General features: G+C 57.1%; 24 protein-coding genes. 10 read left to right on the forward strand and 14 right to left on the reverse strand.

Annotation, left to right across the window (positions count from 1 at the left end; genetic code table 11):
- Window positions 1–107 precede the first annotated feature (107 nt).
- On the forward strand, window positions 108–1526 hold the full coding sequence (locus tag ACXZ66_RS13815) for a hypothetical protein (protein ID WP_458749547.1): 1419 nt from the start codon (window positions 108–110) through the stop codon (window positions 1524–1526).
- Here ACXZ66_RS13815 and ACXZ66_RS13820 read toward each other — a convergent pair whose 3' ends face one another.
- Window positions 1527–2612, reverse strand: coding sequence for an NADH:flavin oxidoreductase/NADH oxidase (locus tag ACXZ66_RS13820; protein WP_458749549.1), 1086 nt, complete (start codon window positions 2610–2612; stop codon window positions 1527–1529).
- 23 nt (window positions 2613–2635) lie between these two features.
- Between ACXZ66_RS13820 and ACXZ66_RS13825 the strand changes: the two genes are divergently transcribed.
- Together ACXZ66_RS13825 and ACXZ66_RS13830 are read left to right on the forward strand one after the other, a co-directional pair.
- The gene (locus ACXZ66_RS13825) at window positions 2636–3613 is read left to right on the forward strand and encodes a bile acid:sodium symporter family protein (protein WP_458749550.1); all 978 of its coding nucleotides are present in this window, start codon (window positions 2636–2638) and stop codon (window positions 3611–3613) included.
- Between the two features lie 8 nt (window positions 3614–3621).
- Complete coding sequence (locus ACXZ66_RS13830; protein WP_458749551.1) at window positions 3622–3936, forward strand: hypothetical protein; 315 nt, start codon at window positions 3622–3624, stop codon at window positions 3934–3936.
- Window positions 3937–4008: 72 nt separating this feature from the next.
- On the opposite strand, the gene ACXZ66_RS13835 is transcribed toward ACXZ66_RS13830, so the two are convergent.
- From ACXZ66_RS13835 to ACXZ66_RS13850, 4 genes are read right to left on the reverse strand one after another with little or no spacing between them, the layout of a single operon-like run.
- Entirely contained in the window at window positions 4009–4350 is a 342-nt protein-coding gene (locus ACXZ66_RS13835) for a branched-chain amino acid transporter permease (protein WP_458749552.1), read from the reverse strand.
- Window positions 4351–5118, reverse strand: a complete 768-nt coding sequence (locus tag ACXZ66_RS13840) for an AzlC family ABC transporter permease (protein ID WP_458749554.1) — start codon at window positions 5116–5118, stop codon at window positions 4351–4353.
- A complete protein-coding gene (locus ACXZ66_RS13845) occupies window positions 5118–5726 on the reverse strand; it encodes a YqgE/AlgH family protein (RefSeq protein WP_458749555.1) in 609 nt (202 codons plus the stop codon). The genes ACXZ66_RS13840 and ACXZ66_RS13845 overlap by 1 nt, the downstream gene beginning before the upstream one ends.
- A complete protein-coding gene (locus ACXZ66_RS13850; RefSeq protein ID WP_458749556.1) occupies window positions 5719–7209 on the reverse strand; it encodes a CCA tRNA nucleotidyltransferase in 1491 nt (496 codons plus the stop codon). Before ACXZ66_RS13850 ends, ACXZ66_RS13845 begins: the two co-directional genes overlap by 8 nt.
- Before the next feature lie 85 nt (window positions 7210–7294).
- On the opposite strand from ACXZ66_RS13850, the gene ACXZ66_RS13855 reads away from it, so the two are divergent.
- From ACXZ66_RS13855 to ACXZ66_RS13885, 7 genes are all read left to right on the forward strand, one after another.
- Window positions 7295–8398: an NUDIX hydrolase gene (locus tag ACXZ66_RS13855; RefSeq protein ID WP_458749557.1), complete on the forward strand. Its 1104-nt coding sequence runs from the start codon at window positions 7295–7297 to the stop codon at window positions 8396–8398.
- On the forward strand, window positions 8395–11013 hold the full coding sequence (locus ACXZ66_RS13860) for a hypothetical protein (RefSeq protein WP_458749559.1): 2619 nt from the start codon (window positions 8395–8397) through the stop codon (window positions 11011–11013). The genes ACXZ66_RS13855 and ACXZ66_RS13860 overlap by 4 nt, the downstream gene beginning before the upstream one ends.
- A gap of 114 nt (window positions 11014–11127) precedes the next feature.
- Window positions 11128–14640: a murein biosynthesis integral membrane protein MurJ gene (locus ACXZ66_RS13865; protein WP_458751403.1), complete on the forward strand. Its 3513-nt coding sequence runs from the start codon at window positions 11128–11130 to the stop codon at window positions 14638–14640.
- Window positions 14641–14802: 162 nt separating this feature from the next.
- Window positions 14803–15387, forward strand: coding sequence for an RNA polymerase sigma factor (locus ACXZ66_RS13870; protein ID WP_458749560.1), 585 nt, complete (start codon window positions 14803–14805; stop codon window positions 15385–15387).
- 107 nt (window positions 15388–15494) lie between these two features.
- Window positions 15495–16421: a thioredoxin-disulfide reductase gene (gene trxB, locus ACXZ66_RS13875; protein WP_458749562.1), complete on the forward strand. Its 927-nt coding sequence runs from the start codon at window positions 15495–15497 to the stop codon at window positions 16419–16421.
- A 40-nt stretch (window positions 16422–16461) separates the two neighbouring features.
- The gene (gene trxA, locus ACXZ66_RS13880) at window positions 16462–16785 is read left to right on the forward strand and encodes a thioredoxin (protein WP_458749564.1); all 324 of its coding nucleotides are present in this window, start codon (window positions 16462–16464) and stop codon (window positions 16783–16785) included.
- Between the two features lie 100 nt (window positions 16786–16885).
- A complete protein-coding gene (locus ACXZ66_RS13885; RefSeq protein ID WP_458749565.1) occupies window positions 16886–18067 on the forward strand; it encodes an N-acetylmuramoyl-L-alanine amidase in 1182 nt (393 codons plus the stop codon).
- 14 nt (window positions 18068–18081) lie between these two features.
- On the opposite strand, the gene ACXZ66_RS13890 is transcribed toward ACXZ66_RS13885, so the two are convergent.
- The 9 genes from ACXZ66_RS13890 to rpmH form a co-directional block, all read right to left on the reverse strand.
- The gene (locus tag ACXZ66_RS13890; protein WP_458749567.1) at window positions 18082–19623 is read right to left on the reverse strand and encodes an RNA-binding domain-containing protein; all 1542 of its coding nucleotides are present in this window, start codon (window positions 19621–19623) and stop codon (window positions 18082–18084) included.
- Window positions 19624–19701: 78 nt separating this feature from the next.
- A complete protein-coding gene (locus ACXZ66_RS13895) occupies window positions 19702–20355 on the reverse strand; it encodes a hypothetical protein (protein ID WP_458749568.1) in 654 nt (217 codons plus the stop codon).
- Window positions 20356–20414: 59 nt separating this feature from the next.
- Window positions 20415–21551 carry a ParB/RepB/Spo0J family partition protein gene (locus ACXZ66_RS13900; RefSeq protein ID WP_458749569.1) on the reverse strand — a complete coding sequence of 379 codons (1137 nt, stop codon included), beginning with the start codon at window positions 21549–21551 and terminating at the stop codon, window positions 20415–20417.
- Window positions 21552–22544, reverse strand: coding sequence for a ParA family protein (locus ACXZ66_RS13905; protein ID WP_458749570.1), 993 nt, complete (start codon window positions 22542–22544; stop codon window positions 21552–21554). It abuts the gene before it with no gap.
- A 91-nt stretch (window positions 22545–22635) separates the two neighbouring features.
- Window positions 22636–23268: a 16S rRNA (guanine(527)-N(7))-methyltransferase RsmG gene (gene rsmG, locus ACXZ66_RS13910; protein WP_458749572.1), complete on the reverse strand. Its 633-nt coding sequence runs from the start codon at window positions 23266–23268 to the stop codon at window positions 22636–22638.
- A 154-nt stretch (window positions 23269–23422) separates the two neighbouring features.
- The gene (gene yidC, locus ACXZ66_RS13915; protein ID WP_458749574.1) at window positions 23423–24397 is read right to left on the reverse strand and encodes a membrane protein insertase YidC; all 975 of its coding nucleotides are present in this window, start codon (window positions 24395–24397) and stop codon (window positions 23423–23425) included.
- Window positions 24398–24433: 36 nt separating this feature from the next.
- Window positions 24434–24706, reverse strand: coding sequence for a membrane protein insertion efficiency factor YidD (yidD, locus tag ACXZ66_RS13920; protein WP_458749576.1), 273 nt, complete (start codon window positions 24704–24706; stop codon window positions 24434–24436).
- Between the two features lie 10 nt (window positions 24707–24716).
- On the reverse strand, window positions 24717–25067 hold the full coding sequence (rnpA, locus tag ACXZ66_RS13925) for a ribonuclease P protein component (RefSeq protein ID WP_458749577.1): 351 nt from the start codon (window positions 25065–25067) through the stop codon (window positions 24717–24719).
- Window positions 25068–25205: a 50S ribosomal protein L34 gene (gene rpmH, locus ACXZ66_RS13930; RefSeq protein ID WP_458749578.1), complete on the reverse strand. Its 138-nt coding sequence runs from the start codon at window positions 25203–25205 to the stop codon at window positions 25068–25070.
- Window positions 25206–26000: the final 795 nt, after the last annotated feature.

Consider the following 26000-nt stretch of genomic DNA (forward strand, 5'->3'; position numbering starts at 1 on the left):
GGATACTTCCCATTCTTGCCATAGTCCTTGTCTTTCCCTTGGCCTATTACAGTTACTACCCTGAACTCGAATTGCGGCAGCCGATGCTCCAAGGCGTCTCGAACAATATGGGCACTCGGGCTCTCTACGGTCTGATCGATACCCCGGGAACGGTGGGGCAGATGACTACCTGGGAAGCCGCGATGTGGGCTGGGTTGCTTGGCTCGGTCATGATCAGCCTCCTCGTTGTCGACCTCCACAGGCGACAGGAATACACCGGCCTCGCCGAACTTCAACGCTCCACTGGCATCCGACCAATGACACCGTGGGCAGCAGCCTCGCTGACGGGACTCTTAGTCGCAACAGTATTGGGAGTCGGATCCACCCTTATCCTCTGGGGGCTGATGTCCTATATAGACGAACTCACCACCGAAGGCGCGGTAGCTTTTGGCCTCACCATCTTCCTCATGGTTACCGGATCCATGCTTGTGGCCCAGGCAGCGCTCCTCCTAGTCAACGACGGGGCAACCCTCGGACGCACCGCACTTCTCACTGTGGCCATCACCTATATCCTGCGCATCATCGCCGATACCCAGGAAATCGAGTGGATCAACTGGTTCACCCCGCTGGGATGGCGTGAGCTCATCGGCGCCTACACCGAAAATGATTTCGGCCGCGTCGGAATCCTGGCACTTGTCTGCGTTGCAGGATTCATCCTGATCGGGCTTGCTGAATCACGTCGCGAATACGCCAACGGATTCCTGCCGCGGCGATCAACATCCAGGCGCGCCAGAAATATCCGCGGGCCGATTCACTTGCGTTGGCTCCTGGTCAGAGGCGGACTCATCGCCTGGATTGTCGTTGTGGCCATCGCCTCCGCCTTCCTACTTTCACTTTCCGGGGACATGGCAGAACTTATCGGAGGCGCCGATAGCACTGGCCAAATCTTCCGGGACCTCCTCGGAGGCACCGGCGCATTCGAAGCCTTCATCGCCTACATCTGTCAAATGGTGGCCATCATGATTAGCGCGGCAGGCATCCAACAGATCACCACTTACCGCGCAGAGGAAACGGCGCGCACCGTCGACCTCCAGCGCTCAACCGGAATGCGACGCTGGGTGCCACTGGGAACGGCGGCACTCGTCGCAACGCTCAGCGTGATCCTGCTGACCGCCATCATGCACGGCGCTGGAGCGTTCGGCCTTGCCACACAAGAGAGCACAATTAGCGACGACTATGCCGCCCTCGCCCAAGCCTCCTGGTCCATGCTGGCGCCGTCCATCCTTTTCGTCGGTGCCGCGGTGGCCATCGTTGGTTGGGTTCCACGTGCAACACCGTGGGCCTGGGCCCCTCTGGCAGCGTCTGCAGTTGTGACACTGATGGGCGAAATCCTGCAGCTGCCGCAGTGGGCTATCGACCTCTCGCCACTGGGCCACCCGGTCACCCCGGAGGATCAGCAGTGGGGAGTTGCCGTGGCACTTGGCCTCACGGGCCTCGTGCTCATTGCCGTTGGACTTTACGGCGCGCAGCGCAGAGAGATCCGCTAACTAGCTCCAAGCACGGAAGTAGGAATCAGGGTAGGGCAGGGCATCACGCTCTGCCCCTAACTTTTTCAAGGCGTGAATCGGCCAGGTAGGCATGCGCAAGGATTCGCGGCCCAAGAGAACTACGTCGGCGTGCTCGTCGACAAGCACTTGCTCTGCTTGCTGCGCATCGGTGATCATGCCCACGGCACCGGTGGAGATCCCTGCCTTTCGCACGGCGGAGGCGAAGGGGACTTGGTAGGCGGGACCGACGGGGATCTTCGCGTGGACGTTGCCGCCTGTGGAGACATCGATGAGATCCACACCCTGAGTGCGCAGGAGGCGGGCAAGTTCGACTGTTTCCTCGGTGGTCCACCCGCCTTCGGCCCAATCGGTGGCAGAGATGCGCACGAGGAGTGGCATCTGTTCAGGGATGGTGGCGCGCACGGCGTCGACGACTTCGCGGGTAAGTCGGGTGCGATTGTCGAAGGAGCCGCCGTACTCGTCGTCACGCGTATTGCTCAAAGGGGAGAGGAACTGGTGTAGGAGGTAGCCGTGTGCGGCGTGGATCTCTACGGTGTCGAAGCCTGCCGCAGCTGCTCTGCGTGCGGCCGCCGCGAACTGTCCGGGGAGCGCGCGGACTTCGTTGGTGCTCATCGCCCGAGGCTCGGCCTGGCCCCGCGCCGCGATAGGGGAGGGACCCGCGGTGACCCAGCCGCCCTTCTCCGGTGGCACGGTCCCGCGTGCGTCCATGTTCGGCAACATTGGCACCGTGGAAGCCTTGCGTCCTGCGTGGTTGAGCTGAATGCCCATCGCGGCGCCTTGCTCCTTGACATAGCTGACAATGGGGCGCCAGGCCTCCACATGCTCATCCGACCAGATGCCGGTACACAGAGGTGAGATGCGCCCCTCCGGCACGATTCCGGTGGCCTCGGCAAGGACCATGCCGAAACCTCCATTAGCGAGCCCACCGTAATGCACCTGATGCCACGTCTCAGGGATCCCGTTTTCAGCCCGCACGTGGTACTGACACATCGGCGAGACCCAAATCCGGTTGCGGACGGTCAGTCCACGCAGAGAAATTGATTCTGAAAGCTTTGGTGAGGTCATGGGTTCCACAATAGACTCGGGGCATGCTCTCAAGATTGAAAAGGACTGATCCGTTAATCGTCCTCATTATCGCGGCAGTCATCGTCGCAATAATTTTTCCCGTCCGCGGGCAATATGCTGAATGGTTTAGCATTGCGACGAATATCGCCATCGCTTTGTTGTTCTTCCTCTACGGTGCCCGCCTCTCCACAAGAGAAGCCCTCAACGGCTTGTTGAACTGGAAGCTCCATCTCACCATCTTGGCTTTTACCTTCGTGGTCTATCCCATCATTGGCGTACTGCTGCAGCCGCTGAGTCACCTCATCGGCGAGGAAATGTACCGCGGCATTTTGTACCTCACATTGGTGCCATCCACAGTCCAATCCTCAGTCGCGTTCACCTCGATTGCAAAGGGCAATATCTCAGGCGCCATCGTGGCGGCCTCCCTTTCCAGCCTCGCAGGTGTCTTCCTGACCCCTCTCCTGGTGATGTTGCTGATGGGCACGACTGGCGGCGTCCAAATTAATGGACAAGTCTTCATCGACATTGCAATCCTCCTGCTTGTTCCATTCCTCCTGGGACAGATTGGTCGCGGAGTGTTTCCGGCCGTCAAGGGCGTCGCGGCCAACAAGGCAACGAAGATCGTCGACCGCGGTTCGATCGCTATGGTGGTCTACTCCGCCTTCTCCGCGGGCATGGTTGGTGGCGTGTGGCAGACAGTGAGCGTGTGGGAGGTCGTTTTCCTCATCGTGTTCTCGGTGGTGCTGGTGGCCTTCATGCTCTGGCTGACACGTTTCATCCCAACGAAGATGGGCTTCCCGCGCAAGGACGTTATCGCCATCGAGTTCTGTGGCACGAAGAAGTCGCTTGCCACCGGCTTGCCTATGGCTTCGGTTATCTTTGGAGGAGCATCCCTTGGCCTCCTGATTCTGCCACTGATGATTTTCCACCAGGTGCAGCTGATGATGTGCTCGTGGCTCGCTGCACGCTATGGCCGAGAAGCCGAACAATCAAACAAATAATAGAGGAGATGTTTCACGTGAAACATTACGTCCGAACCACCCTGACAGTCCCCGGCGCCGGCACACTGATCACCATCGCAGAACTTGATGAGATCTCGGCGGATGCTTGCACCATGGTCCGCATGATCGAGCTCGCCCCAGACGAAACGATCATGGGCGCCTACACCGAGGGCCGCATTGTCGGCAACGCCAACGAACCACTCGACCAAGTTCCGCATCCAGACACCTACGATCAGTTTGAGAACATCGAGGCCCGCCGCCTCACCGCCGACGAGTTCGAGGGCTTGTGGGAGGAGACGCGGGTGAAATTCCCGCAGCTTTAGAGAGCAGATTTAAAGCAGGAAAAAGGCCGCTCCGCATGTGAATGCGGAGCGGCCTTCTACTATTCCAGGTAGTTAAAACACCAGGTTCACAAGCACCATATACGTGATCGTGCCACCCAGGATGGACAGGCCCGAGTCCTTCTTCCACCAATGCAGGAGCAAGGTCACAGCAACGCCAATTAACGACGACACGATGCCGCCCGGGGCCGACACCTGTCCGAACAGCGTGTAGACCACCAACACCACCATCACACCGACTGGCATCATGCGGCCAAGCAATCCGATGAACTGGTTACCCTTCAAGTACTTCAGGAAAGGAAAGGGCAGGGCGCGCAGCAAAACGGTAACAATCGCGACTGGAATCAGGACGGAAGCCACCATGGTGAGGGTGACACCCTCAGGAAGTCCGTACATCTAAATCCTGTCTCCCTTCGCCCGCCAGGTCAGTAGATCGTCGATACGCGGGGAGAGATAGCGCACCAACAAGATGGCGAAGTAGGCCAACAGCGCGATGATCAGAATTGAGTTCGGGAAGAAGATGCCCACGATCACGGCGAGGCTCGCGGCGATAAACGGGAGGGAGTAGTCCTTGTTGTTTTGGAAGCTGTCCCATGCCAGAACTACGAACAGAGCAGTCAGCGCGAAGTCCATACCTTCGAGCCCGGCTGGAATCACTTCGCCCACGAGGCCACCGATGATGCCGGGAATGACCCATAGGGATTGGCACACGATCTGGATGGTCAGTGCGCGGGTACCGGAGACGCGTTCCTTGGCCTCTAGTGCGGAGACGATGCCATAGGACTCGTCGGTGAGCGCATACGTGGAGTACGCCCGTCCGAGCCTCGATTTGATCCGGTGGCGTGGAAAAGTCAGCCCGTAGAAGATGTGCCGGAAGTTGACCATAAAACCGGTGATCGCAGCGGAGATCGGCCCGACACCTGTCATGACCATGTTGATAGCCAGAAACTCCATCGAACCTGCATAGATGACAATGGAAAAAATCGGGGTCCACCACCAGGCGAAACCCGACTGTGTCATCAACAAGCCAAAGGCCAGCCCCAGCGGGACCAGCCCAATTCCGACGACAAGGGTGTCTTGGATGCCCTTCTTAACTTCGGCTAGAACTTCTCCGCGGGACTCACCAGATTCACTAGATTTACCAGGATCCGGGGTAGGTGCCATTAATTGTCCTCCACATTGACCGGGTACGTAGAGAACAAAGGCAAAGGCATCTGCTGACGACGAAGCACGTCGCCCCACAGATCCGAGCTTCCAGCGGCAACCACATCGCCCGGCAGAGCCGGCGCAACGTACCAGTCGCCCCGATCGATCTCGGAGTCGAGCTGGCCGGGTGCCCACTCGGAGTAGCCGGCGAAGATGCGCATCCCATCAAGATATTCCACGACCTCGTGGGGCTTGGCGCGCAGATCAACGTGCACGAGCCGGTTGGCCAGGCGCGTAAATTCCGGATGCTCGTCGATAACCACATCCGGCTTGGTCACGCCCACGCCGACCGCCGACTGCGGGGCCACAGGGCCACCGACATAAAACGCCTGCGGCTTAGCCACCGCTGGCAACCACTCCGGTAACACGTTGTACACGGCAATATCGCTGCGCTGCGTGAGCATCACTCCGAAGGTATAAGCCTCGGAGTGCTCGATGATCAAAACAACGCTGCGCGCGAATTCAGGAGACATCATCCCTGGTGCTGCAACAAGCAACATTCCCGGGGACGGATCTTCCTTCTCCAGGGCATTGAACAACCTGTCCGCGTAATAATTTTCACTCATCTTTCTCACCTTCCCACCAATTCTTCAATTCTGCTATAGCTTCCTCGCGCTCCAAAGGACCGCGTTCGAGACGGAGCTCCTTCAAAAAGGCCCACGCCTTGCCCACCTCGGGTCCGGGCTTCACGTCCAGAATCTCCATAATCTCGTTGCCGTCAAGGTCGGGGCGCACCTTGGCCAAGTCTTCCTTTTCCTCGATCTCGGCGATACGCTCCTCCAAGTGGTCATAGGTGCGCTGCAGGCGCGCCGCCTTCTTTGGGTTGCGCGTCGTAGAGTCGGCGCGGACCAACTTGTGCAGTCGGGGGAGTAGGTCCCCGGCATCGTTTACGTATCGACGAACGGCCGAATCCGTCCACTGACCCTCACCAAAGCCGTGGAAGCGCATATGCAAGAAGACGAGCTGCCCAATATCTTGGGTCGCCGACTTCGAGAACCGCAGGTGCTTCAAACGCTTGCGGGCAAGTTTCGCCCCGACCACCTCATGGTGATGGAAGGTGACTCCGCCACCTTCTTTTTTGGCACGGGTGGCGGGCTTCCCGATGTCATGTAGCAACGCTGCCCAGCGCAGCACCAGATCTGGGCCATCATCTTCGCGCTCAATGGCCTGGCGCAGCACCGTCAGCGAGTGAACGTAGACATCCTTGTGCTGCATGTGCTCATCCGGAGTCATCTGCAGGGCAGAGACTTCGGGGAGGATGTAATCGGCAAGGCCGGTTTGCACCAGAAGGTCGATGCCGTCCCAGGGCGCATCACCGAGCATGAGCTTGTCCAGCTCGGCTTGGATCCGCTCGACGGTGATCCGCTCGATTTCCCCGGCCATGTCCTGCATAGCCTTGAATACGCGATCCGAGACCGTGAAACCCAGCTGGGACACAAAGCGTGCGGCACGGAGCATGCGTAGTGGATCGTCCCGGAAACTAATCTCGGGTTCCTGGGGAGTATCCAACAATTGATTTACCAAATCATTCAATCCACCAACGGGATCGACGAATTCCCAGGTAAACGCCTCGTCGATAAGCGAAAGCTTGAATGCCATGGCATTGCACTTGAAATCTCGGCGTACGAGGTCGCCCTCGATGGTGTCGCCGAATGTCACCTCTGGGTTGCGGGTGACACCGTTATAAAGGTCGGCGCGGAAGGTTGTGATCTCGATCTGCTGGCCTTCCTTGACCGTTGACACCGTGCCATATTCAATGCCGGTGTCCCAGACTGTTTCGCCCCACTCCTCCAGAATTGCGTACACAACATCCGGGCGCGCGGAAGTGGTGAAGTCCAAATCATTGCCCATGCGCCCGAGGAAAGCGTCACGCACGGGACCGCCGACAAGATATAAGGACTCGCCGCGCTCCTGAAATTTTTGAACTAAAGGTGTGAGCAAGCCCCCTAAACTTTCAATCGTCGGCGTGGCGCGCGCAAACGCCTGCTGAATCTCTTCAGCATGCTCATTTGCAGGAAACTGCTGTGACGGGATGGGATTCTCAGACATACTCACCGCTAATACTTTACCTGTGGGAAGAAACGGCACGTCAAAATACCACAAACATGTGTGGGGACGATACGATAAGCGGAACATGACTGACACTACTCGGCCTCACACCGCTCAAGATAGCGGTGCAGCGGGCCCACGCACGCCCCAGGGTGAAGACTCGGGAGAGCGTCGACGCAGGAGGCGCCGTCGCTCGCGTCGGCCTGCCGGAAATCACCAGAGTAAGTCAGACAGTAAAGCTCCCAAGGCCGTCGCAGCGGAAGCTGGTAAGGCGGGGCAGTCAGGGCAGCCGACTAAAGCTGGTCAATCTGGTCAAACTGGTCAAACTGGTCCCGAGAAACAGCACAACAACGGCGAACAGGGCCGTGAGCAGGGCCAGCAGAAGCGATCGCGGCGCAGGAGGGGACGGCGCCGGTCTTCGTCGAGTTCGGCTACAGGTTCGTCGACAAACTCCTCGAACACTTCAAGTTCTTCCGCGTCAAACGCGAAGACGGCGCAATCGGGCAAGTCAGGCCAATCGGGCCAAACTAGCAAGTCAGGCTCAGCCGCGACGGCAAAAACAACGAAGTCCGGCTCAACTCAGCAGAAGAGCTCGTCTAGTCGCAAGCGCAGTTCCCGTGGGGGGCAGGGGCGCAATTCCCGCAGTGCAGCGAGCCGGAAGCGGCAGTATGCAGCCAGCCCACGGATGGAGACCCGCGATGAGACCTCGGCGGGCGGCCTCGTCGTCTCGGGGATGGCAGAGGCAGTGCGGCCGGATAACTCGGTGGATTTGTCGCGGATTTACGTCGCTTTGATCGGCCGTCTTGATCGTCGTGGCCGTCTCCTGTGGTCGATGCCGAAGGGCCACGTCGAGCCAGGCGAGCATGAATGGCAGACCGCCGAGCGCGAAGTGTGGGAAGAAACCGGAATTTACGGTGAGGCGTTTTCCACGTTGGGCACTATCGATTATTGGTTTGTCTCCGATGGAGTACGCATCCATAAGACGGTGCACCATAATTTGTTGCGCTTCGTCGATGGGGAGCTTAACGACGAGGACCCGGAAGTTACGGAAGTGTCGTGGGTTCCAGTCGATCAACTCATTGAGCATCTGGCATACGCGGACGAGCGCAAGTTGGCTCGTCTGGCGTTTGACCAAATGCCTGAGCTGGCTAGAAAGGAACACGAGGCCGGAAGGGCGACACCTCGGTGACGCGTTTCTCAGGTCGGCAACGCCTAGGGAGAAGTGTCTGCACGGTCCTTGCCGCAACAACCACCGTTGCCCTGGGGACGCTAACGACTTTCAATACAGCCCCGCTGGCAAACGCCATTCCTGTTCCCACGCCACCTGATAATGCTTCGGTAGCGTCCCAGTGGGCAAATCCGAATATTCGACCGATTGACGGCATCGAGGGCATCACCCTCAATGTCGTCGACGCACCAGATACCCTTGCACCGAACGCAGACTTCACGGCTACTGTCTCGGTGACAAACTCGTCCGATAGCCCACTCGAAGGTTTTTCCATCACTCCTAGGCGAGGGCCGATTTCGGCTTCGGTTGCTGATGCTCGCGTAGCCAGCATCGCGGAACCCTCCGACTACACTGCCGGAGAAACTAAAACTTTCAATCAAATAGTGACGCCTGGCGAGACCGTCGAAGTTGAGATGAAGGTTCACACCGACCCAGCCATTGCTGGCGCGCTAACGTTTGAGGGTTCGGCAGTTTACCCATTCATGTTTGAACTCACCCGCACTGGGGGAGGGCTCCTTGATACTGAGCGTTTCCACCTGTCTGTTGGCGAGCGAAACACAACGGTGGACCCCGCAACGCAACGCAGTGCCGATGTCAGCGTGCTTTATCCCATCACCGCAAGCACCGACATCTTGCCCGGCGAAACAGGGGATGCACCGAACGACCCGCAGTTGATCTTGAAGTCTGAGGACCTGGCCAGCCAGTTGGCTCCCGGTGGCAGGCTCAGCGAGCTGGTAAATACCTACGCCAATGCCATTGCAGCCCCAGGCGGGCAGGCCGTCGCGGAAGCAACCTGCCTAGCTATTGATCCCGCGCTCGTTTCAACGGTTCAGCGTATGAGCGCTGGATACGTGGTGGCAGACAGCCGCCCTCCTGTGGCTCAAGAGCCAAAGCGTCTCCGAGATTCTTGGGGCGACAACTCGAATGAATTTGTCTCTACGCCGGGCATCGGCCAAACAGACGCACAAAACTGGCTGGACCGGCTCAAGGCAGTGAGTATGGGCAATTGCGTCGTCGCTCTGCCCTGGTCAAACGCTGACGTTAATGCGCTTGTAGATGCAGGCGCTCCATGGCTCGTCCGAGAGGCCATCGAGCGCGGACCGTTTACGTTGCGCGAAATTCTTGGCACAGACGTTGTTAATAATGTGGTCATTCCACCGTCGGGATACGTCACCGAAACTTCCGTGTCCTCAATGGGATGGGCCGACCACAACAACTCTGGCTTACTCAATGACGGAATGCAGGCCGCGTGGGAGGAGTCTTACGCCGAGCAAGCCAAGAAGGATGCGGCGACCACCCATGTTGAGGGCGAACAGCTGACAAACCTCGAGCTTGAGGATCCACCAAACCCAGAGATGGCTGCAGCCCCAGCACCCAAGTCTCAGGTGCGGGTACTCGTTGCAAATAACAGTGTTTCACGTGAAACATTGGGAAATTCCGACAGCGACCGCTTCGCCCAACTAGGCGAGGGGATCATTTCCGTTGCCTACCAGGATTCGTTGGCATCCACGCTCGCGTCGACAGGCATTGCGCCCGAAACCACCGGATACTCCAATGTGGAGTACCGCTCTGACGCCACACTAGATTCCGTCGCCGCCCGCGACATCAACGCCTCAAACTCGATCCGCCTCGCGGTCAATGAAGAGGCTCGCACGACCGACGAACAACGTGGCAACCCTGTCTTGATTAATCCGCCCGCAACCTGGGAAGCCAGCACTGCTGACTCCATCATGTACACAGTCTCGCAGCTCATGGACGAAAAAACCACGGTGCCGATGACCCTGGAGGATTACGTCACCCCGAAGGCTGACGCAACGATCTCTACCGCGAATGCCTCGGGTAGCCCATTTAGCGATCCCACCGTTTTCTCCGATTCCGAGATCCTCAGCGTGGGCCAGCAAGCTAAATATGCCGACGACATCACGTCGTTTCTGGTCCCAGATTCCACGATCGCCCTGACGCGTTACGGATTCACATTGCCGTTACGGCGGGACTTGATTACGGCTACATCGCTCACTTATCGACGATCAGCCGACCTCTACACAGCGGCCACCGGGAAGACAGGGGACCAACTCAATTCCTCTCGTGACACCCTCAATGAGTTGCGCAACGCAGTGGACCTGATTCCACCGGGCAACGTCTACACCCGAGCATCCGAGTCCTCACCACTGCTCATCGTTGCGGAAAACGGTCTACCACTGCCCATCGATGCCACCATCTTGTACGAGGCGCCAGACGGAGTCACGTTGAACACTCCCTCCGAGCTGCGCATCCCGGCCCAGGGCTCAATCACGATCCAACTCACCGCCGACATCCCCAACACCCGGGACCGCACGGACCTGAACTTGTACCTGGCTACGCCAAACGGGCAGCCGGTTTCCCAACCGGTGCAAATCTCCGTACAAACTGCCGCCGGCGAAGTTGGAGCAGTAACCATCGGCGGCGTCTTGGCAATCTTCCTGGCCTTGGTGTTGCTCTTCCGTTTCGCCAAATCGCGTCGCGCGAAGAACGAAACAAAAACCATCACCGCTAAGCACTCTAGAGAACAATCGTCTCTTGATCGGCCACCTGACTGACGCGTAGTAGTCCGCAGCGACTGCACTTCGCTCATTCATGTTTCCACCACGTATAAGAGACACGCATAAGAGATTGGATGTTTTGTGGCCTCCGAAGAAAATACCTCCGAGTCGATGGAGCAAACGCCATCCTCGGGGCAACGAGGACGGATTGTTACGCCCTCGCCTCCGGCTCCTGTACCCGCACCTCGACGTACCCGCGAACCCGCTTCCCAACCAGTAGATGACCGTTCAACCCTGACAGTCAGTCCTTCTGGCGTGGACACGAACAACCAGTCCGACAACTCAGACGAGCTTTCCAGCGATGAAACAGTAGTTCGCGATACCGGATCAATGGCGGTTGCCACCCTGGTTTCGCGCATTACCGGCTTCATCCGCACGGTGATGATCACCTCGATGCTCGGTGGTGCGATCGCCTCGGCCTTCAACTTGGCAAACACACTGCCAAACATGATCACCGAGGTTGTGCTGGGTTCTGTCCTCACATCGCTCGTGGTGCCAGTGCTGGTGCGCGCTGAGAAGGAGGACCCTGACAAGGGTGCCCGCTTCATCAGGCAGCTATTTACGTTGACAGTGACGCTGCTACTAGCTGTTACCGTTATCGCTACCGCCTCAGCACCGGCGTTGGTACGCATGATGATGGACGAAGAGGCCCAAACGAACTACGTTCAGTCCACCTCTTTTGCCTATTTGCTCTTGCCGCAGATTTTCTTCTACGGGCTTTTCTCCTTGTTCATGGCAATCTTGAATACCAAGGGCGTATTCAAGCCTGGCGCGTGGGCACCGGTGGTCAACAACCTCATTTCTATTACGGTGTTGGCCGCGTACCGGCTGCTTCCTGGTTCACTGAACCCGGCGGCACCGTCGCCGGTAAGCGATCCGCATGTGCTTCTCTTGGGCGTAGGCACCACCTTTGGTGTGGTCGTGCAATGTCTGATCATGCTGCCATCCCTGAAGCGCCTCAAGATTGATCTGCGTCCGCTGTGGGGCATCGACAATCGCCTGAAGGAATTCGGTGGGATGGCGCTGGCCATCGTCGCGTACGTTGCCATCTCGCAGTTGGGATATGTGATTACTGCACGTATTGCGAACAGCGCCGACGCCTCGGCTTACGCGATTTATCAGCAACACTGGCAATTGCTGCAAGTGCCTTATGGCATTGTCGGAGTGACGTTGCTGACGGCAATCATGCCACGCCTGTCGCGCAATGCCGCCGATGGCGACGACAAGGCCGTGGTCCGTGACCTCACGCTGGCCACCAAGCTGACCTTTATCGCCCTGATTCCGATCATCATTTTCATGACAGCGTTGGGCCCGGACATCGGTAATGCGTTGTTCGGTTACGGCGCTTTCACCACCGAGGAAGCGCGAATTCTTGGTCGCACGATCAGTTTCTCAGCCTTCACGCTGATTCCTTATGCACTTGTGATGCTGCACCTGCGTGTGTTCTACGCCCGAGAAGAAGCGTGGACTCCGACCTTTATCATCGCTGGCATCACCGCGACCAAGGTGTTCTTGTCTTACCTAGCACCGATGGTTGCATCCTCTTCGGATAACGTCGTAGTCTTGCTCGGTTCTGCCAACGGTTTCGGTTTCATCGCCGGCGCAGTCATCGGTGCGTTCTTGCTCAAGCGTAAATTGGGCAACCTGCAGTCGGGCACGATTATGCACACTTCGGCGTGGGCCGTGGCCTCCTCGCTGGTGGGTATCGCCGCAGCACTCCTTGTCCGCGCCCTCTTGCGCACATCGACCTTCGGCCCGATTGAAATTGTCGAGCGCATGGGCATGCGTGACTCCCTTGGCATCCTCATCGAGCTTGCCATCGAAGGCATTGTCTTCCTCATTGTTACCGGCATCGTCTTGTCGCGCTCTGGGCTGCCAGAGGTACATAACCTCGGCCGTGTCTTCGCCCGCATCCCCGTGATTGGCAAGTTCATCCGCCCGAACGAAGAGAAAGCCATCGAGACGGGCACTACCGATCCGGCCGAGATGTCCCAGCAATTCCTGGCCTCCGACACCTTCAACGCCTCGCCAGTACCACCACCGATGTCCGCTGGTGTTGTCCGCGGGCCACGCCTTGTCCCGGGTGCTCCAGTCTCCGATGGAAGGTTCCGCCTGCTGCGCGATCACGGCTCAGTCGCCGGCGCACAATTCTGGCAGGCAACAGAACTCAGCACCGGCAGAACCGTCGCGCTGACGTTTGTGGATACCCAGGGCCAAGCACCGATGGCTCCGGTGAGCCCGGAGGAGGCCGCAGAACGCTCCCGCGAGGTTGCTCGTCGAACCCGTCAGCTCGGCGCTTTAAACCACGCTGCAGTGGCACCGAATATCCATGTACTTGCGTACCGGTCCGGGTGCCTAGTTGTGGCCGACTGGATCCAGGGCTCCTCTCTGAAGGCCGTCGCAGAATCGGAAGCAGACCTGCACCCGGAGGCCGTTGCGAACGCGATGGCACCTCTTGCCGATGCCCTCGCAGAAGCCCACGAGAACCAAGCGCTCCTTGGCCTGGATAATCGCAACCGACTGCGTGTGTCGGTCGATGGGGAAGTAATCCTTGCGTTCCCGGCTGTGCTGCCCAACGCTTCCGAACAGGCCGATGCCTCCAGCTTCGCTTCAGCACTCGAATTGCTAGACGCTGCCACCGGAGAGATCACCTCAGATGAGCTCGACCGCATCACGGCACAGGCACGAAAGCTTTCCGACGACCTGGCAAACCCGGAGGCTGAAGACCCGACCTCGCAGCGCTACCGCGAGCTTGCCAACGAACTCCGAGCCTTCAGCAAGGCTGATCAGGCACCTGCCGAACAAACTGATGAAACCGAAAATGCGGATCACTCCGCGCAAGGATCCGCGCAGGGAGAGGACATCGACGAGTTTGAGGATACGTCCACATCAGTCGTTCCCGTGGTCAAAGACGAGACTCCGAACCCGGCTTCGGTCAGCGGTTTCGGTTCCCGTGGCTACACCTACCGCGGGTTCGCACTTCTGATTGCGCTTGCCGTAGCAGTGGTGGTGCTCATTGCGGCACTGACTACTTACTTGGTTAGCTTCGTTGGCGGCAACAACACGCAATCGCCGGTGAACCAGGAATCGGTCGAAGGAGACGCCACTGGGGGCGGGACTGCAGGCGAAGCCGCCGCGAGCTCCTCGGCCCGTCCGCTGCCCGTGATCGCCGATCTGGAAAAGGCGAATACCTGGCAGGCCCCAGGACAATTCCAGGAAGCGGACCATCCAGGCGACACGGCGAATGCCATCGACGGGGATCCTTCCACCACCTGGAGCACGGATGCCTACTCGAACGGTTTGGGCACCAAGCCTGGTGTCGGTCTCATCGTCGAGCCTCAGCGCGCGATGGAACTCCAGCACATCGAGATCAACACCACGACGCCTGGTGTGGCCTACAACATCTACGCGCTTCCAGCGGGCGTGGAGACAAATTCAGCCATCACGCCACTGGAATCACTGCCACTTATCGCTGATGGCACGCTGCGCTCGGCGAAGAACAGCATCCAGATCACAAGCCAGCCAGACATCACTGGCGTAGTGATCTGGTTGACCGACATTCCAAGCAGCAACGGGGGAGTCGCCGAAATCTCCGAGGTCTCACTCATCGGCATACCGGACTAACCCGCTCTAGCCGTTCCCAGCCCGCTGGTCAATAGGAATCTGCGCACTAAAGTGTGCATTCCTGTCCAGCGGGTTTCGTCGTCTCTGGGCACAATGAGACTGGGCACAATGAGATAAAGACAAGAAGCACATTGTTCGGGGGAACATGTTCGGGGGAACATTATGGCGGTTACGCCACACATTTCGGGGACCATTTCTATACATTCAACCGACCAGGAGCTGATTGCCGCCTTTAACATGGGCGACACTCGCGCATTTTCCGTCATCGTGGAACGCCACAGGCCAAGGCTGTTGCCAGTGGCTCGTCGATACGCGAAAAATGAACACGATGCACAGGACATCCTCCAGGAAGCACTGCTGAAGGCAGCATGCAACCTGCAGGGCTTCCGCAACGAAGCCACGCTGTCGACGTGGTTGCACCGCCTGGTGATGAATTCCGGCTACGACTACATCAAGCACCGCCGCCGCATCGCACACATGAGCCTGGACGACGAGAGCAAGATCAACACGGATTCCAACCCATCCCTGGGCCACGATCCGATAGCGCAGCTCGATCGAGTGATCATGCTGCGCCAGGTGATGGGAAGGTTGCCGGCCGCACAGCGCAGGGCGATTTTGCTTATCGACGTCGCCGGGCTCACCGTTGAGCGCGCTGCTCGTGAGATGGGTGTGCAGCCCGGCACCATTAAGTCGCGCAGGGCACGGGGCCGCGAGGCGTTGCATAAGCAGCTGTCTAGCGAGGACTAGGAGCAGACTTAGCGGGGCCCGATGACTGGAATGAATTTTGTTGCCAACTAGTTGAGAATAGGTAGGTACACTAGCTCAAGCATTTTCTACCCAAGGAGCATCATTACATGTCAGAGATCCGCGACGTCATTGTTGTAGGTTCCGGCCCTGCCGGTTACACGGCTGCACTTTACGCGGCGCGCGCAAACCTTAACCCATTGGTTTTCGAGGGCTATGAGTTCGGTGGCGAGCTTATGAACACCACCGAGGTAGAGAACTACCCGGGCTTCCAAAATGGCATTATGGGCCCAGATCTCATGATGGAAATGCGCGCACAGGCCGAGAAGTTCGGTGCTGAGCTGCGCTCCGAGCTCGTGGATCGAGTAGAGCTCACCGGTGACGTAAAGAAGGTGTGGGTCGGCGACGAGGAGTTCCAGGCCCGCACCGTGATTCTGGCAACCGGTGCCGCTGCGCGCCACCTTGGCATCCCAGGCGAGGACAAGCTCACCGGCCGTGGTGTGTCCACCTGTGCTACTTGTGATGGTTTCTTCTTCAAGGGCCAGCACATCGCAGTTGTCGGAGGCGGAGACTCCGCAATGGAGGAAGCAACATTCCTCACCCGCTTCGGTGACAAGGTCACTGTGATTCACCGCCGTGAGGAGTTCCGCGCATCCCCAATCATGCTCGAGCGTGCGCAGAAAAACGAGAAGATTGAGTTCCTCACCGACACCGTTGTCGAAGAAGTCATCGAGGAAGACGGCAAGGTTGGTGGCCTGCGGGTTCGCAATGTGAAGACGGACGAGGTCTCTGATCTGGACGCAACCGCCATGTTCGTTGCTATCGGCCACGATCCTCGCTCTGAATTCCTCGATGGTCAGGTTACTTTGAACGAGGCAGGATACGTTCTCGTCGAGGAACCTTCGACACGCACAAATATTTCGGGCGTATTTGCATGTGGCGATTTGGTCGATGACCACTACCAACAGGCAATTACTGCAGCTGGATCGGGGTGTCGCGCGGCGTTGGATGCGCAACACTACCTCGAAGCACTCTAGACTAGGTAACTATTACTGCCATTTGATGAAGGAATAATTCATGAGTAACACGGTTGATGTCACCGCTGAGACTTTTAAGTCCACGGTCGTGGACTCCGATAAGCCAGTAGTCGTTGACTTTTGGGCAGAGTGGTGCGGGCCTTGCAAGAAGCTCTCGCCACTGCTCGACGAAATCGCCTCTGACATGGGAGAAAAGATCACGGTAGCCAAGGTTGACGTAGACTCGGAGCGCACCCTTGGTGCGATGTTCCAGGTTATGTCTATCCCTACCGTTCTAATTTTCAAGGATGGGGAGAAGGTCGATGAATTCGTCGGACTTCGTCCGAAAAACGAGATTGTCGAAAAGATCGAATCGCACCTCTAATGGTATCCTGAGACACGTTACGTAACATTGAGAACATTTCAATGACCACGATCACCTTGAGAGTGGACACTAACTGCTTGTTGTGCATGAAAGGGGTACTGTGAGTCGAGTTCTTCGAGTTGGAGATTCCAGCCCACGTGTAGCCGAAGTTCGTTCGACTTTGGCCCGTTTGGGGTTGCTCCCCGGATACGAAGGAGTGGTGGGAAGCTGGGACCAAAGAAAGTACTCGCAAGACGAGCAGTACTTTGATGAATCACTCTCAGAATCCCTCCGTGCGTTCCAACAATCCCGCGGCGTTGTAGCTACAGGCAACATCGACGACGTCACTCTCCGCGAACTGCGGGAAGCCTCTTATACCTTGGGCCAGCGTGTGCTGTCCTACCAACCGAACCAAGAATTCATCGGTGACGATGTGGGTGAGCTGCAAAAGCAGCTTCAAGAACTCGGCTTTTATACCGATAAGGTCGACGGGCATTTCGGCCCGAACACGCATGAAGCTCTAACCAACTACCAGCTCAATTACGGCCTCCAGGATGATGGAGTCTGTGGTCCTGAAACGCTGCGCTCCTTAAGTCTGCTTGGTCGTCGCATCACGGGCGGATCCGCCCAAGCTATCCGCGAGCGCGAATCCGTCCGGCGCGCTGGCCCCATGTTGGCAGGTAAAAGGGTTGTTATTGACCCGGCGCTTGGTGGCAGTGAAAAGGGCATGATTGTCAACGGCATGTACGGTCCAATCTCGGAAGAGGAAATCCTCTGGGATCTGGCCGCCCGCGTCGAAGGTCGGATGGTGGCCGCTGGCATGGAAACCATCATTTCCCGCCCGCGAGGAGATAATCCCACCCCCCGCGAGCGCGCCGACATTGCCAATGGTTTCAATGCAGACGTAATGATCTCGCTGCACCTCGACCGCTACCAAAATGAAAAGGCCAACGGCGTAGCCACTTTTTACTTTGGTTCGGAAGTGGGCGCATCATCGCTAACTGGTGAAACATTGTCGGGGTTCATCCAGCGAGAAATTGTTGCCCGCACCGATCTGAACAATTGTTACAACCACGGTCGTACCTGGGAAGTCCTCCGCCTGACCACAATGCCTAGTGTTGAGGTTACCTTGGGCTACCTCACCAACCCGCATGACGTGAAGATCGTGACTGACCCGACCCAGCGCGACGCCATAGCAGAAGCGATCGTCGTTTCTGTGAAGCGCCTCTACCTGCTCGATCAGGACGATCAACCAACCGGCACCTACAAGTTCCGCGATCTACTGATGCAAGAACGCGCTTAATTCTTAATTACTGCCTAATTAAACCGGTACCTGCTGGTCCGTGTGTTGCCCACCTTAAATAACCGGCCAGCATCCACCAACTTCTTTAACACGCGATAAGCCTGTTGCTGGCTTAACCCCAGCGCATCGGCGACCTCACCACTGGTCACGTCGCCCTTCGAGGCCACCAGCGCCACCACTTTCTCCTCATTTCCGCGCGGCGCACCAGGAGTCGCCCGCACAGTGACAGTATCTGTAGGCGAGAGGCCAAGAGCTCGGAGCGTATCGACGATTGCGTGCACCTCACTTTCTGCCAATCCCGTCTTCGAGGCAAGGGTGTCCACCTCCGCGCTAGGGAATTGGTGCCACGCATCCAGCACGAGGAGCTCGTCGATACTTAGCTCGCGTGAGGCAGCGGCGACAAGTCCGGGCATCTCAGGGTGGATCTCTTCTTTACCTGCGGTGACCGTCACGGCCCGCTCATGGGTTCCAGCCCACGACAGTGGGCCGAGGCCGCGCTCGATTTGAAACTTCGATGCTGCTGCCAGCCCGAGTCCCGCACCATCAATCACGCCTAGCCGAGCAAGAGCCGTCGAGAGCGAGAGACTTCGTGGGGAATAGGAGGCGTGAGAACTACACACGACCTGCGGAGTCAGCCCGCGGGGGAGTCCGCCTGGGCTGGTGATAGTAGCGCGCTTCTTGTCACCATAAACATAGACGGGACCTGGGAGAAAATAGTCGCGGTGAACCAACGCGTTAATGATGAGTTCCTTGACCGGAGGGTCTAGTTTTTCGCCTTGTTTCTGCAGGTCGGCGAGCATGAGTATGAGCGGGGCTTGCGACCTAGAGGTGCGCTTTGCCTCAGCCACGTCTGCGATAACTAATTGGTGGTAGGGAAGATGATTCTGCAATGATTCACGTTTGCCAAAGAGCAGCACAGCACCATAGGTCAACGGCTCGATCGAATCGTTGCGATAGCCCAGGGAGCGCAGGAGGTCATCGTCGGAAAGCGATGCGATGATCGGGTCCGCATTGCTCCGGCTGGCCAACTCGCGTGCTGCGTCGAATGCTTCTGGTGCAAAGTCAGACATGGACAGGCCTGGGACCGGAATCCGCGCCCAATCGACGGCGTTGGCGTCGCGGTAGCGGGTGAACAAGTACGTGGGATCCATGCCGAAGCATTCGGCGGTGCCTTGGGAGTTCAGGCGGCGGGTCCGGTAGACACCCCACGTGGTTGCGATCGGCGTGCGGGATTCCTCGACCGAAATGGCGACGACATCCTTGCCGTCGATCTCTGCCACGGAGACCGTGGTGCTAAGTGACGGCGAGGTGTATTGGCGGATTGTGGCCTCAAGCTCGCGGGGCTGCGTGGATTCTCCGTGGAAGGGGTAACAGCCGCTGATGGAACCGTTTTGATTCACTCCAATAAAAAGCGTGCCGCCTTCCCCGTTGGCCATACAGGCGAGGAGTTCAATCACTCCGCGTTCATTGATATAGGCCGAGGATGTACGTCGAGCGAAAGCGACGGATATGCCTTGACCTTGGGTAATGATGTTCATCATTTCGTCGCTGAGCATGAAATTAGATTATCCGCTCATTATAAAACTTTCAATCAGAATTACATCATTGATATTCAACCTCAGAATCGCATTGAATCAACTGATGGCGGGAACGGATTGCAGCAGATCCTCAATTTGAGCCGCGCTGAGCAGATCCTGCTCTGGGGGAAGATCGAGGCGCAAGCGCGGAATGACGGGATGATCGTGAACAACGCGAAAGCCGGCACTTTCTAACATCGTCTTATCCATCAAGCCGATCTCCGAGGCATGATCGACGAGAGCTTGATTGAAATCGGATTCGGCCTTGGGTGCTTCCGGATCGTAGCCGAATGCCTCGAGTGCGGGCACGCCACGGTCGTTTAAAGCCATAATCGAGGCATCGAGGAGCACAGACTCCCAGCCACGCCCTGCGGCGACCGAATCGATGTGCAGGCTAGTAATCGCGTACGCATCGCGTGAAAGCGAGCCTGAGGGCATGCGAATGGCGCCAGGAGCCTCACTGCTGGGACAAAACAAAACCGTGGCGAAGGCGCGCTTCTCACTGTCTCTCAGGACAATGTTGAAGCCGCACGTGCCGTGGTCAAAACTCTGACCCGCGATCCAGGCTTCCTTATCCACGGTGGGATTAAGGCTAGCTAGCTTCTCGCTGAGAGGGTCGATCTCCCAGAACGTGGATTGCGCGCACTTCTGGTGGATTTGAGGGATGGAATCATAGTTGACGGGAACAACCGCAACGCTTGGTTCGGACATCGTTTCTCCATCCCCTCAATCTCGCGGTGAAGCCTGTTCAAGGCAAGTAACTAAAAGGGCTAGTTGTTTCCTTCAATTAGGCCCATAATGCGTTCGAAATCGTCCTTGTCGCTGAACTCAACGACGATCTTTCCCTTGCGCTTACCCATGGACACGCTGACCTTTGTCTCCCATTCATCTGCGAGACGTTCTGCAGCAACAGACAAGAACTCAGGTTGCTCCACCGCGGCGGGCTTCGGCTTCTCGGGCAGCTCACCGTTATTATTCAGCAGTGTGACTGCTTCTTCGGTGGCGCGGACGCTCATTCCCTCCGCGACGACGCGGTCCGCGAGACGCTCAGTGGCCTCGTCGCCAAGCTTGACGCCCAAAAGCGCGCGAGCGTGACCGGACGAGAGCACCCCGGCCGCAACGCGACGCTGGACACTCACAGGGAGGTTGAGCAACCGGATCATGTTGGTGATCACGGGCCGCGAGCGACCCAGGCGGGAGGCAAGCTCCTCCTGAGTGACATCAAATTCCTGAAGGAGCTGCTGGTAGGCCGCCGCCTCTTCCAAAGGATTGAGCTGAACGCGGTGGATATTCTCCAGCAATGCGTCGCGCAGCATGTCTGCATCAGAGGTCTCGCGCACGATCGCTGGGATTGTTTTCAGCCCGGCCTTCGCTGCGGCGCGCCAACGACGCTCGCCCATGATGAGCTCGTAGCCATCGCTAATCGGGCGCACGACGATCGGCTGCAAAAGACCGAACTCACGGATCGAGTGCACAAGCTCTTCGAGTTCTTCTTCGCCGAAGACTTGGCGTGGCTGCTGCGAGTTCGGCGTGATCTGACCAAGCGGAATTTCTTGGTAGGTAGCGCCGAAGGAATCCTCCTGCTTTGACTGTGTGTCTGCAGAGGCAGCGGCCGGAAGGGTGCTCTTCGGAGTGACGGAAGAGGTGCGCATGGCTGGAGCGCCAGGGATCGACGGGGCTCCCTTGATCTTTTTGCCCTCGGACTTGCCCGACTCAGTCTGCGTATCCTGGTTGCCCTGTTTCTCCTGTTTGTCCTGCTTGTGCTGTTTGTCACGGCCTTCGCCGAAAACAACATCCGCGGCGCTTGCACCAATTCCGCTGGTCTTGCCAGGGTCAACGGGGGCTGAAGGGATCAGCGCAGCGAGGCCACGCCCCAGTCCACCTTTGCGAGTTGGTTCTTGAGCCATTTAGTTATCCACCTCAGTTTCAGGTTCTTCTATCCCGCCCGATGCCGAAAGCTGCTGGGCAATTTCCGGGCTGACGCCGATCGGACCAGTGCTTGCATGTGGCTGATAATCCCCGCGCAAAGCTAGTTCCTTTGCTGCGTCAAGATACGCCAAAGCACCTCGTGAACTTGGATCATAGTCGATCACCGTCTGGCCATAGCCCGGTGCCTCGGACACCTTCACCGAACGAGGAATCATATTGTTCAAAACAACATCGCCGAACTGATCGCGCACCTCAGTAGCTACCTGCTCCGCCAGCTTCGTTCGAGCGTCATACATGGTCAACACAATCGCCGAAATATGCAGGGAGGTATTTAGGTGCTCGCGGATCATCGAAATGTTGCCCAGGAGCTGACCCACACCCTCAAGCGCGTAGTACTCGCATTGGATCGGGATGAGCACCTCATCTACCGCAGTCATGGCATTGATGGTCAGCAGGCCCAGCGAAGGAGGGCAATCAACGAAGACATAGTCAAACCCATGCTTCTCCAAAAATCCACGGTTCAGCGCGTCTGAGAGACGATATTCACGCCGCACCATGCTGACCAGTTCAATCTCGGCACCGGCAAGATCAATAGTGGCAGGAATACAGAACAAGTTCTCGCTCGCCGGCGATTGTTGCATCGCTTGGTCAGCCGTGGCCTCGCCAATCAGCATCTCATAACTAGAAGTGGTTCCCGCCCGATGCTCAACACCCAAAGCAGTAGACGCGTTGCCCTGCGGGTCCAGGTCGATCACTAGTACCTTCAGGCCATGATGCGCCAGCCCAGCCGCCATATTCACGGAGGTGGTAGTCTTACCGACCCCACCTTTTTGGTTTGCCACGGTCAGCGAGCGAGGCTGTTCCGGCTTGGGCAACTCCAAGGATCCGGAAGTGACCTGCGCTGCGTTGTGCTTCGCAGCAGCAGCGGATTCTTTGTCCCGCTGCTGTTCTTTCAGGTTGTTTTCCGTCATCGAGGTTTCTTGCCTTCACTTCCGCACGTAGGAATCCCCGTAACTTACGAGGTTAGTCTTATACCACCTTAGTGTCTTACCTAGACAGGCGTTAGCGCACCCGGGGAATCTTGATCAGTGTTGTGGGTTCTTCCAGCATGGAATCACCAACAATAAAGATCTCGCCGGCGCCACCACCGGCTTGGGTGATCTGTTCAGCGTCGCGTTCGAGCTCTTCGCTTACCGACGAGCCCTTCATCGCCACCATGGCACCACCCTTTTTCACGAGCGGGAGCGACCAACCGGCCAGCTTTCCCAGCGGGGCAACCGCGCGGGAAGTCACAACGTCGAATTCACCCTTGCCTTGATCCTCTGCGCGGCCACGGATGACCGTGACATTATCAAGGCCCAGTTCTTCCTTGATCTCGGCGAGGTAGTTCGAACGCTTCAACAGCGGTTCGATCAAAGTGACCTTCAGGTCTGGGCGTGCGATTGCCAGCGGCACACCAGGAAGTCCTGCTCCAGATCCAATGTCAGCAATGTTGAGGCCCTGATCGAAGGCTTCCGAAATCACTGCGCAGTTGAGAATATGGCGGCTCCACAAACGGGAAACTTCCTTGGGACCAATGAAACCCCGCTCGGCGGCGGTGGTGGCCAACGAGTCGTGGTATGCCTGAGCAATCGGAAGCCGGTCGCCGAAGATCTTCTCGGCGATAGCGGGAGTGGTTTCAATCTCGGTTGACACGGCTGTGTACTCCTAGAACTAGTTCGATCCAACAGATTAGGTCTGTCTTTAGAGTAGCCAACGAACCCAGAAAATAAGTAACCGCCGTTGTCTTGGATTCATCCAAAGACAACGGCGGTTGGAGGTAGAGCACGGGGCTCAATCAGGGGCTAAATTAATTGCCCTTCTTACGTTGCTTCTTCGTGCGCTTATCTACCTTGCGTGCGCCAACGGTTGGAGCACTGGTGCGCTTGAGAGCAAGCTTTGCTTCTTCCTCTTCTGCTTCTTCGCGATCCATCTTGCGGAAGACAAGGAGGTTCTGGAAGAAGGTCCAGATGTTGTTCGCAAGCATGTAGAACAGCAGGCCGATGTGCCACAGGAAGCCGGTCAGGAAGATGGTTGCTGGGAGGAACCACAGCATCATCTTGTTCATCATGTTGGTCTGCATTTCCATCAGCTCAGCATTGTCGCCGGTTGGAGCAGTAGTCTTGCCAGCTTCACGAAGCTTCTTCTGACGGTTCAGCGACAGACGAGCGTTGAAGTGAGTGAACAGAGCAATGATGATGATCAGTGGGAACGCGACAACGACGACCTGCCAACGCTGGAAGTCGGTGGTGAACGCATTCATCATGTCGGCTGGCATGGACATGTACGCCGAAATAGGAACACCGAAGACAGTAGCGTCCAGGAAGGACTGCACGTCGTGTACGTCGAAGATGTAGTTCGGCGTATTGCGGTTCTGCTCGACGGACAGTCCGAGCTGGCCCTGTCCTGTACCCGTTCGGTTGAAGGAACGAAGAACGTGGAAGAGGCCGAAGAACACCGGCATCTGAACCAATGGCGCAACACAGCTGGACATTGGGTTCATCTTGGCTTCTTTATAGACCTTTTGAGTCTCTAAAGCCTGTTTTTCTTGGTCATTCTTATATTTTTCGCGGATGGCCTGCAGCTTCGGTTGCATTTCCTGCATCCTGCGACCGGATCGCAGTTGATTCACGGTCGGCTTGATCAGCAGAACACGAATTGTAAATGTCAGGAACATAATGGCCAAGATCCAGGACACGCCTGAATCTGGGCCAAACAACCAACCGAAAATCTGGTGCCAAAACCACAGCACGGCCGAAATCGGCCAGTAAACGAAATTAAGCACTGGGTTTCGTTACTCCTATGTTGGTCGGGTGGGAAATTACACGCTTCTCGGGACGGGATCATACCCACCCGGGTGCCACGGACCGCATTTCGCAAGGCGCGCGACTGCCATTAGGGTACCGCGAAGCGCTCCTTGTCGAGATACTGCCTCCAGAGCGTACGCGCTACACGTAGGTTCGAAGCGGCAAGTGGAGTACATTTTAAGCGGTGAGACGTACTTTTGATATAGGCGCACCAAGGAAACTACCCCTTTAGCGCCAGCGCCTTTTGGCTCGGGGATCTGTTCACCATCGGTATTAACGTACGACATGATGTCTACTTCACTGCTTTCCTTGCGCCTTTGCAAGCGCCCTGTGGAAGTCTTTTTCCAGTTCAATACTGGTTGCGTCTCCCGCTGCAGGCAGAGCCCTGATGACAACATCCACGTTGTGATCGAGAGTTTCGGTAGCAGCGAGACAAATATGACGTAGGCGCCTTGATGTGCGGTGACGAACCACAGCATTGCCTACAGCTTTAGACACAATCAGCCCGAACCGAGGGCCACCAGAGATGACTTGATCGGTTCGAGCTGATTGGTACACCACAAGGGTGCGACTACCGGCGCGGGTTCCAGTTTTCATCGTCTGACGAAACTGAGCTGAAGATTCCAGCTTATGCGCTTTGGGTAGCACTTAAGCAGTTAGCTTTGCGCGACCCTTGTTGCGGCGTGCGGACACGATAGCGCGTCCTGCACGGGTGCGCATACGGGTACGGAAGCCGTGCTTACGGGAACGACGACGGTTATTTGGTTGAAACGTCCGCTTCGACATGGGGGACTCCTTGAAAAATACGACAGTCAACGGCCGCACGCAGCTTTGCCACGCATGGCCTCCCGGAGAACTGACTGTCCGAGATGAAAAGTAAAAGTGAGAAACGGGAGATCGAGGTCATCGTGACATCGACCGATCGTGTGCTTCACCTGCACTGACACATCTTGCGATGGTCCGGTATTCGGTACCGGTGGAGCTCTCACGCACATTGCGATCTGGCGAAGGTGGATACCTTTTGTCAAATTCAATGTGACAGACCATTACAGGCTACGCGATTTGCACCCTTCGATCAAAATCGACACGCCGGTAAACTTTTCGTGGCCAATGGGTGCCCCCGTAATTACAAAGATGTGTTTTCCTGCAGGTCGGAGGCGAATCGCCGTGCAGAACTGCGCCGTCAACAACCTGGGAGCGACTTTGAAGAATGCTGCGATAGGCGAATTTCAGATGACAGCTGTTTCCATGTGGACAGCCTTCCGCGAAGGCGAGTAACAATGGAGAAATCACTCACAAATCACACCCTGTGGACAACAAGTATTGTGGATAACTCTAAAGAAACGGTAGAGACTTAATGAATTACTGCCATAAAACGGCAGGTCAAGAAGTCTTTTCCAGCGCAACTAACTTATCCACAATCAGTTGACTAAACTGTGGAGAACTTACGTGGATAAGTTATCCACAGGTGTGGATAGACTTGTGAAAACTCATTGCTGAATAGGCATTTTGTCTCGAAGGACGGTGTGAATGAACGGTGAATTAAATTTGTCATTCACGCTAACAAGAGCGCAGGATAGA

This window comes from Corynebacterium sp. S7 (genome assembly GCF_054401105.1).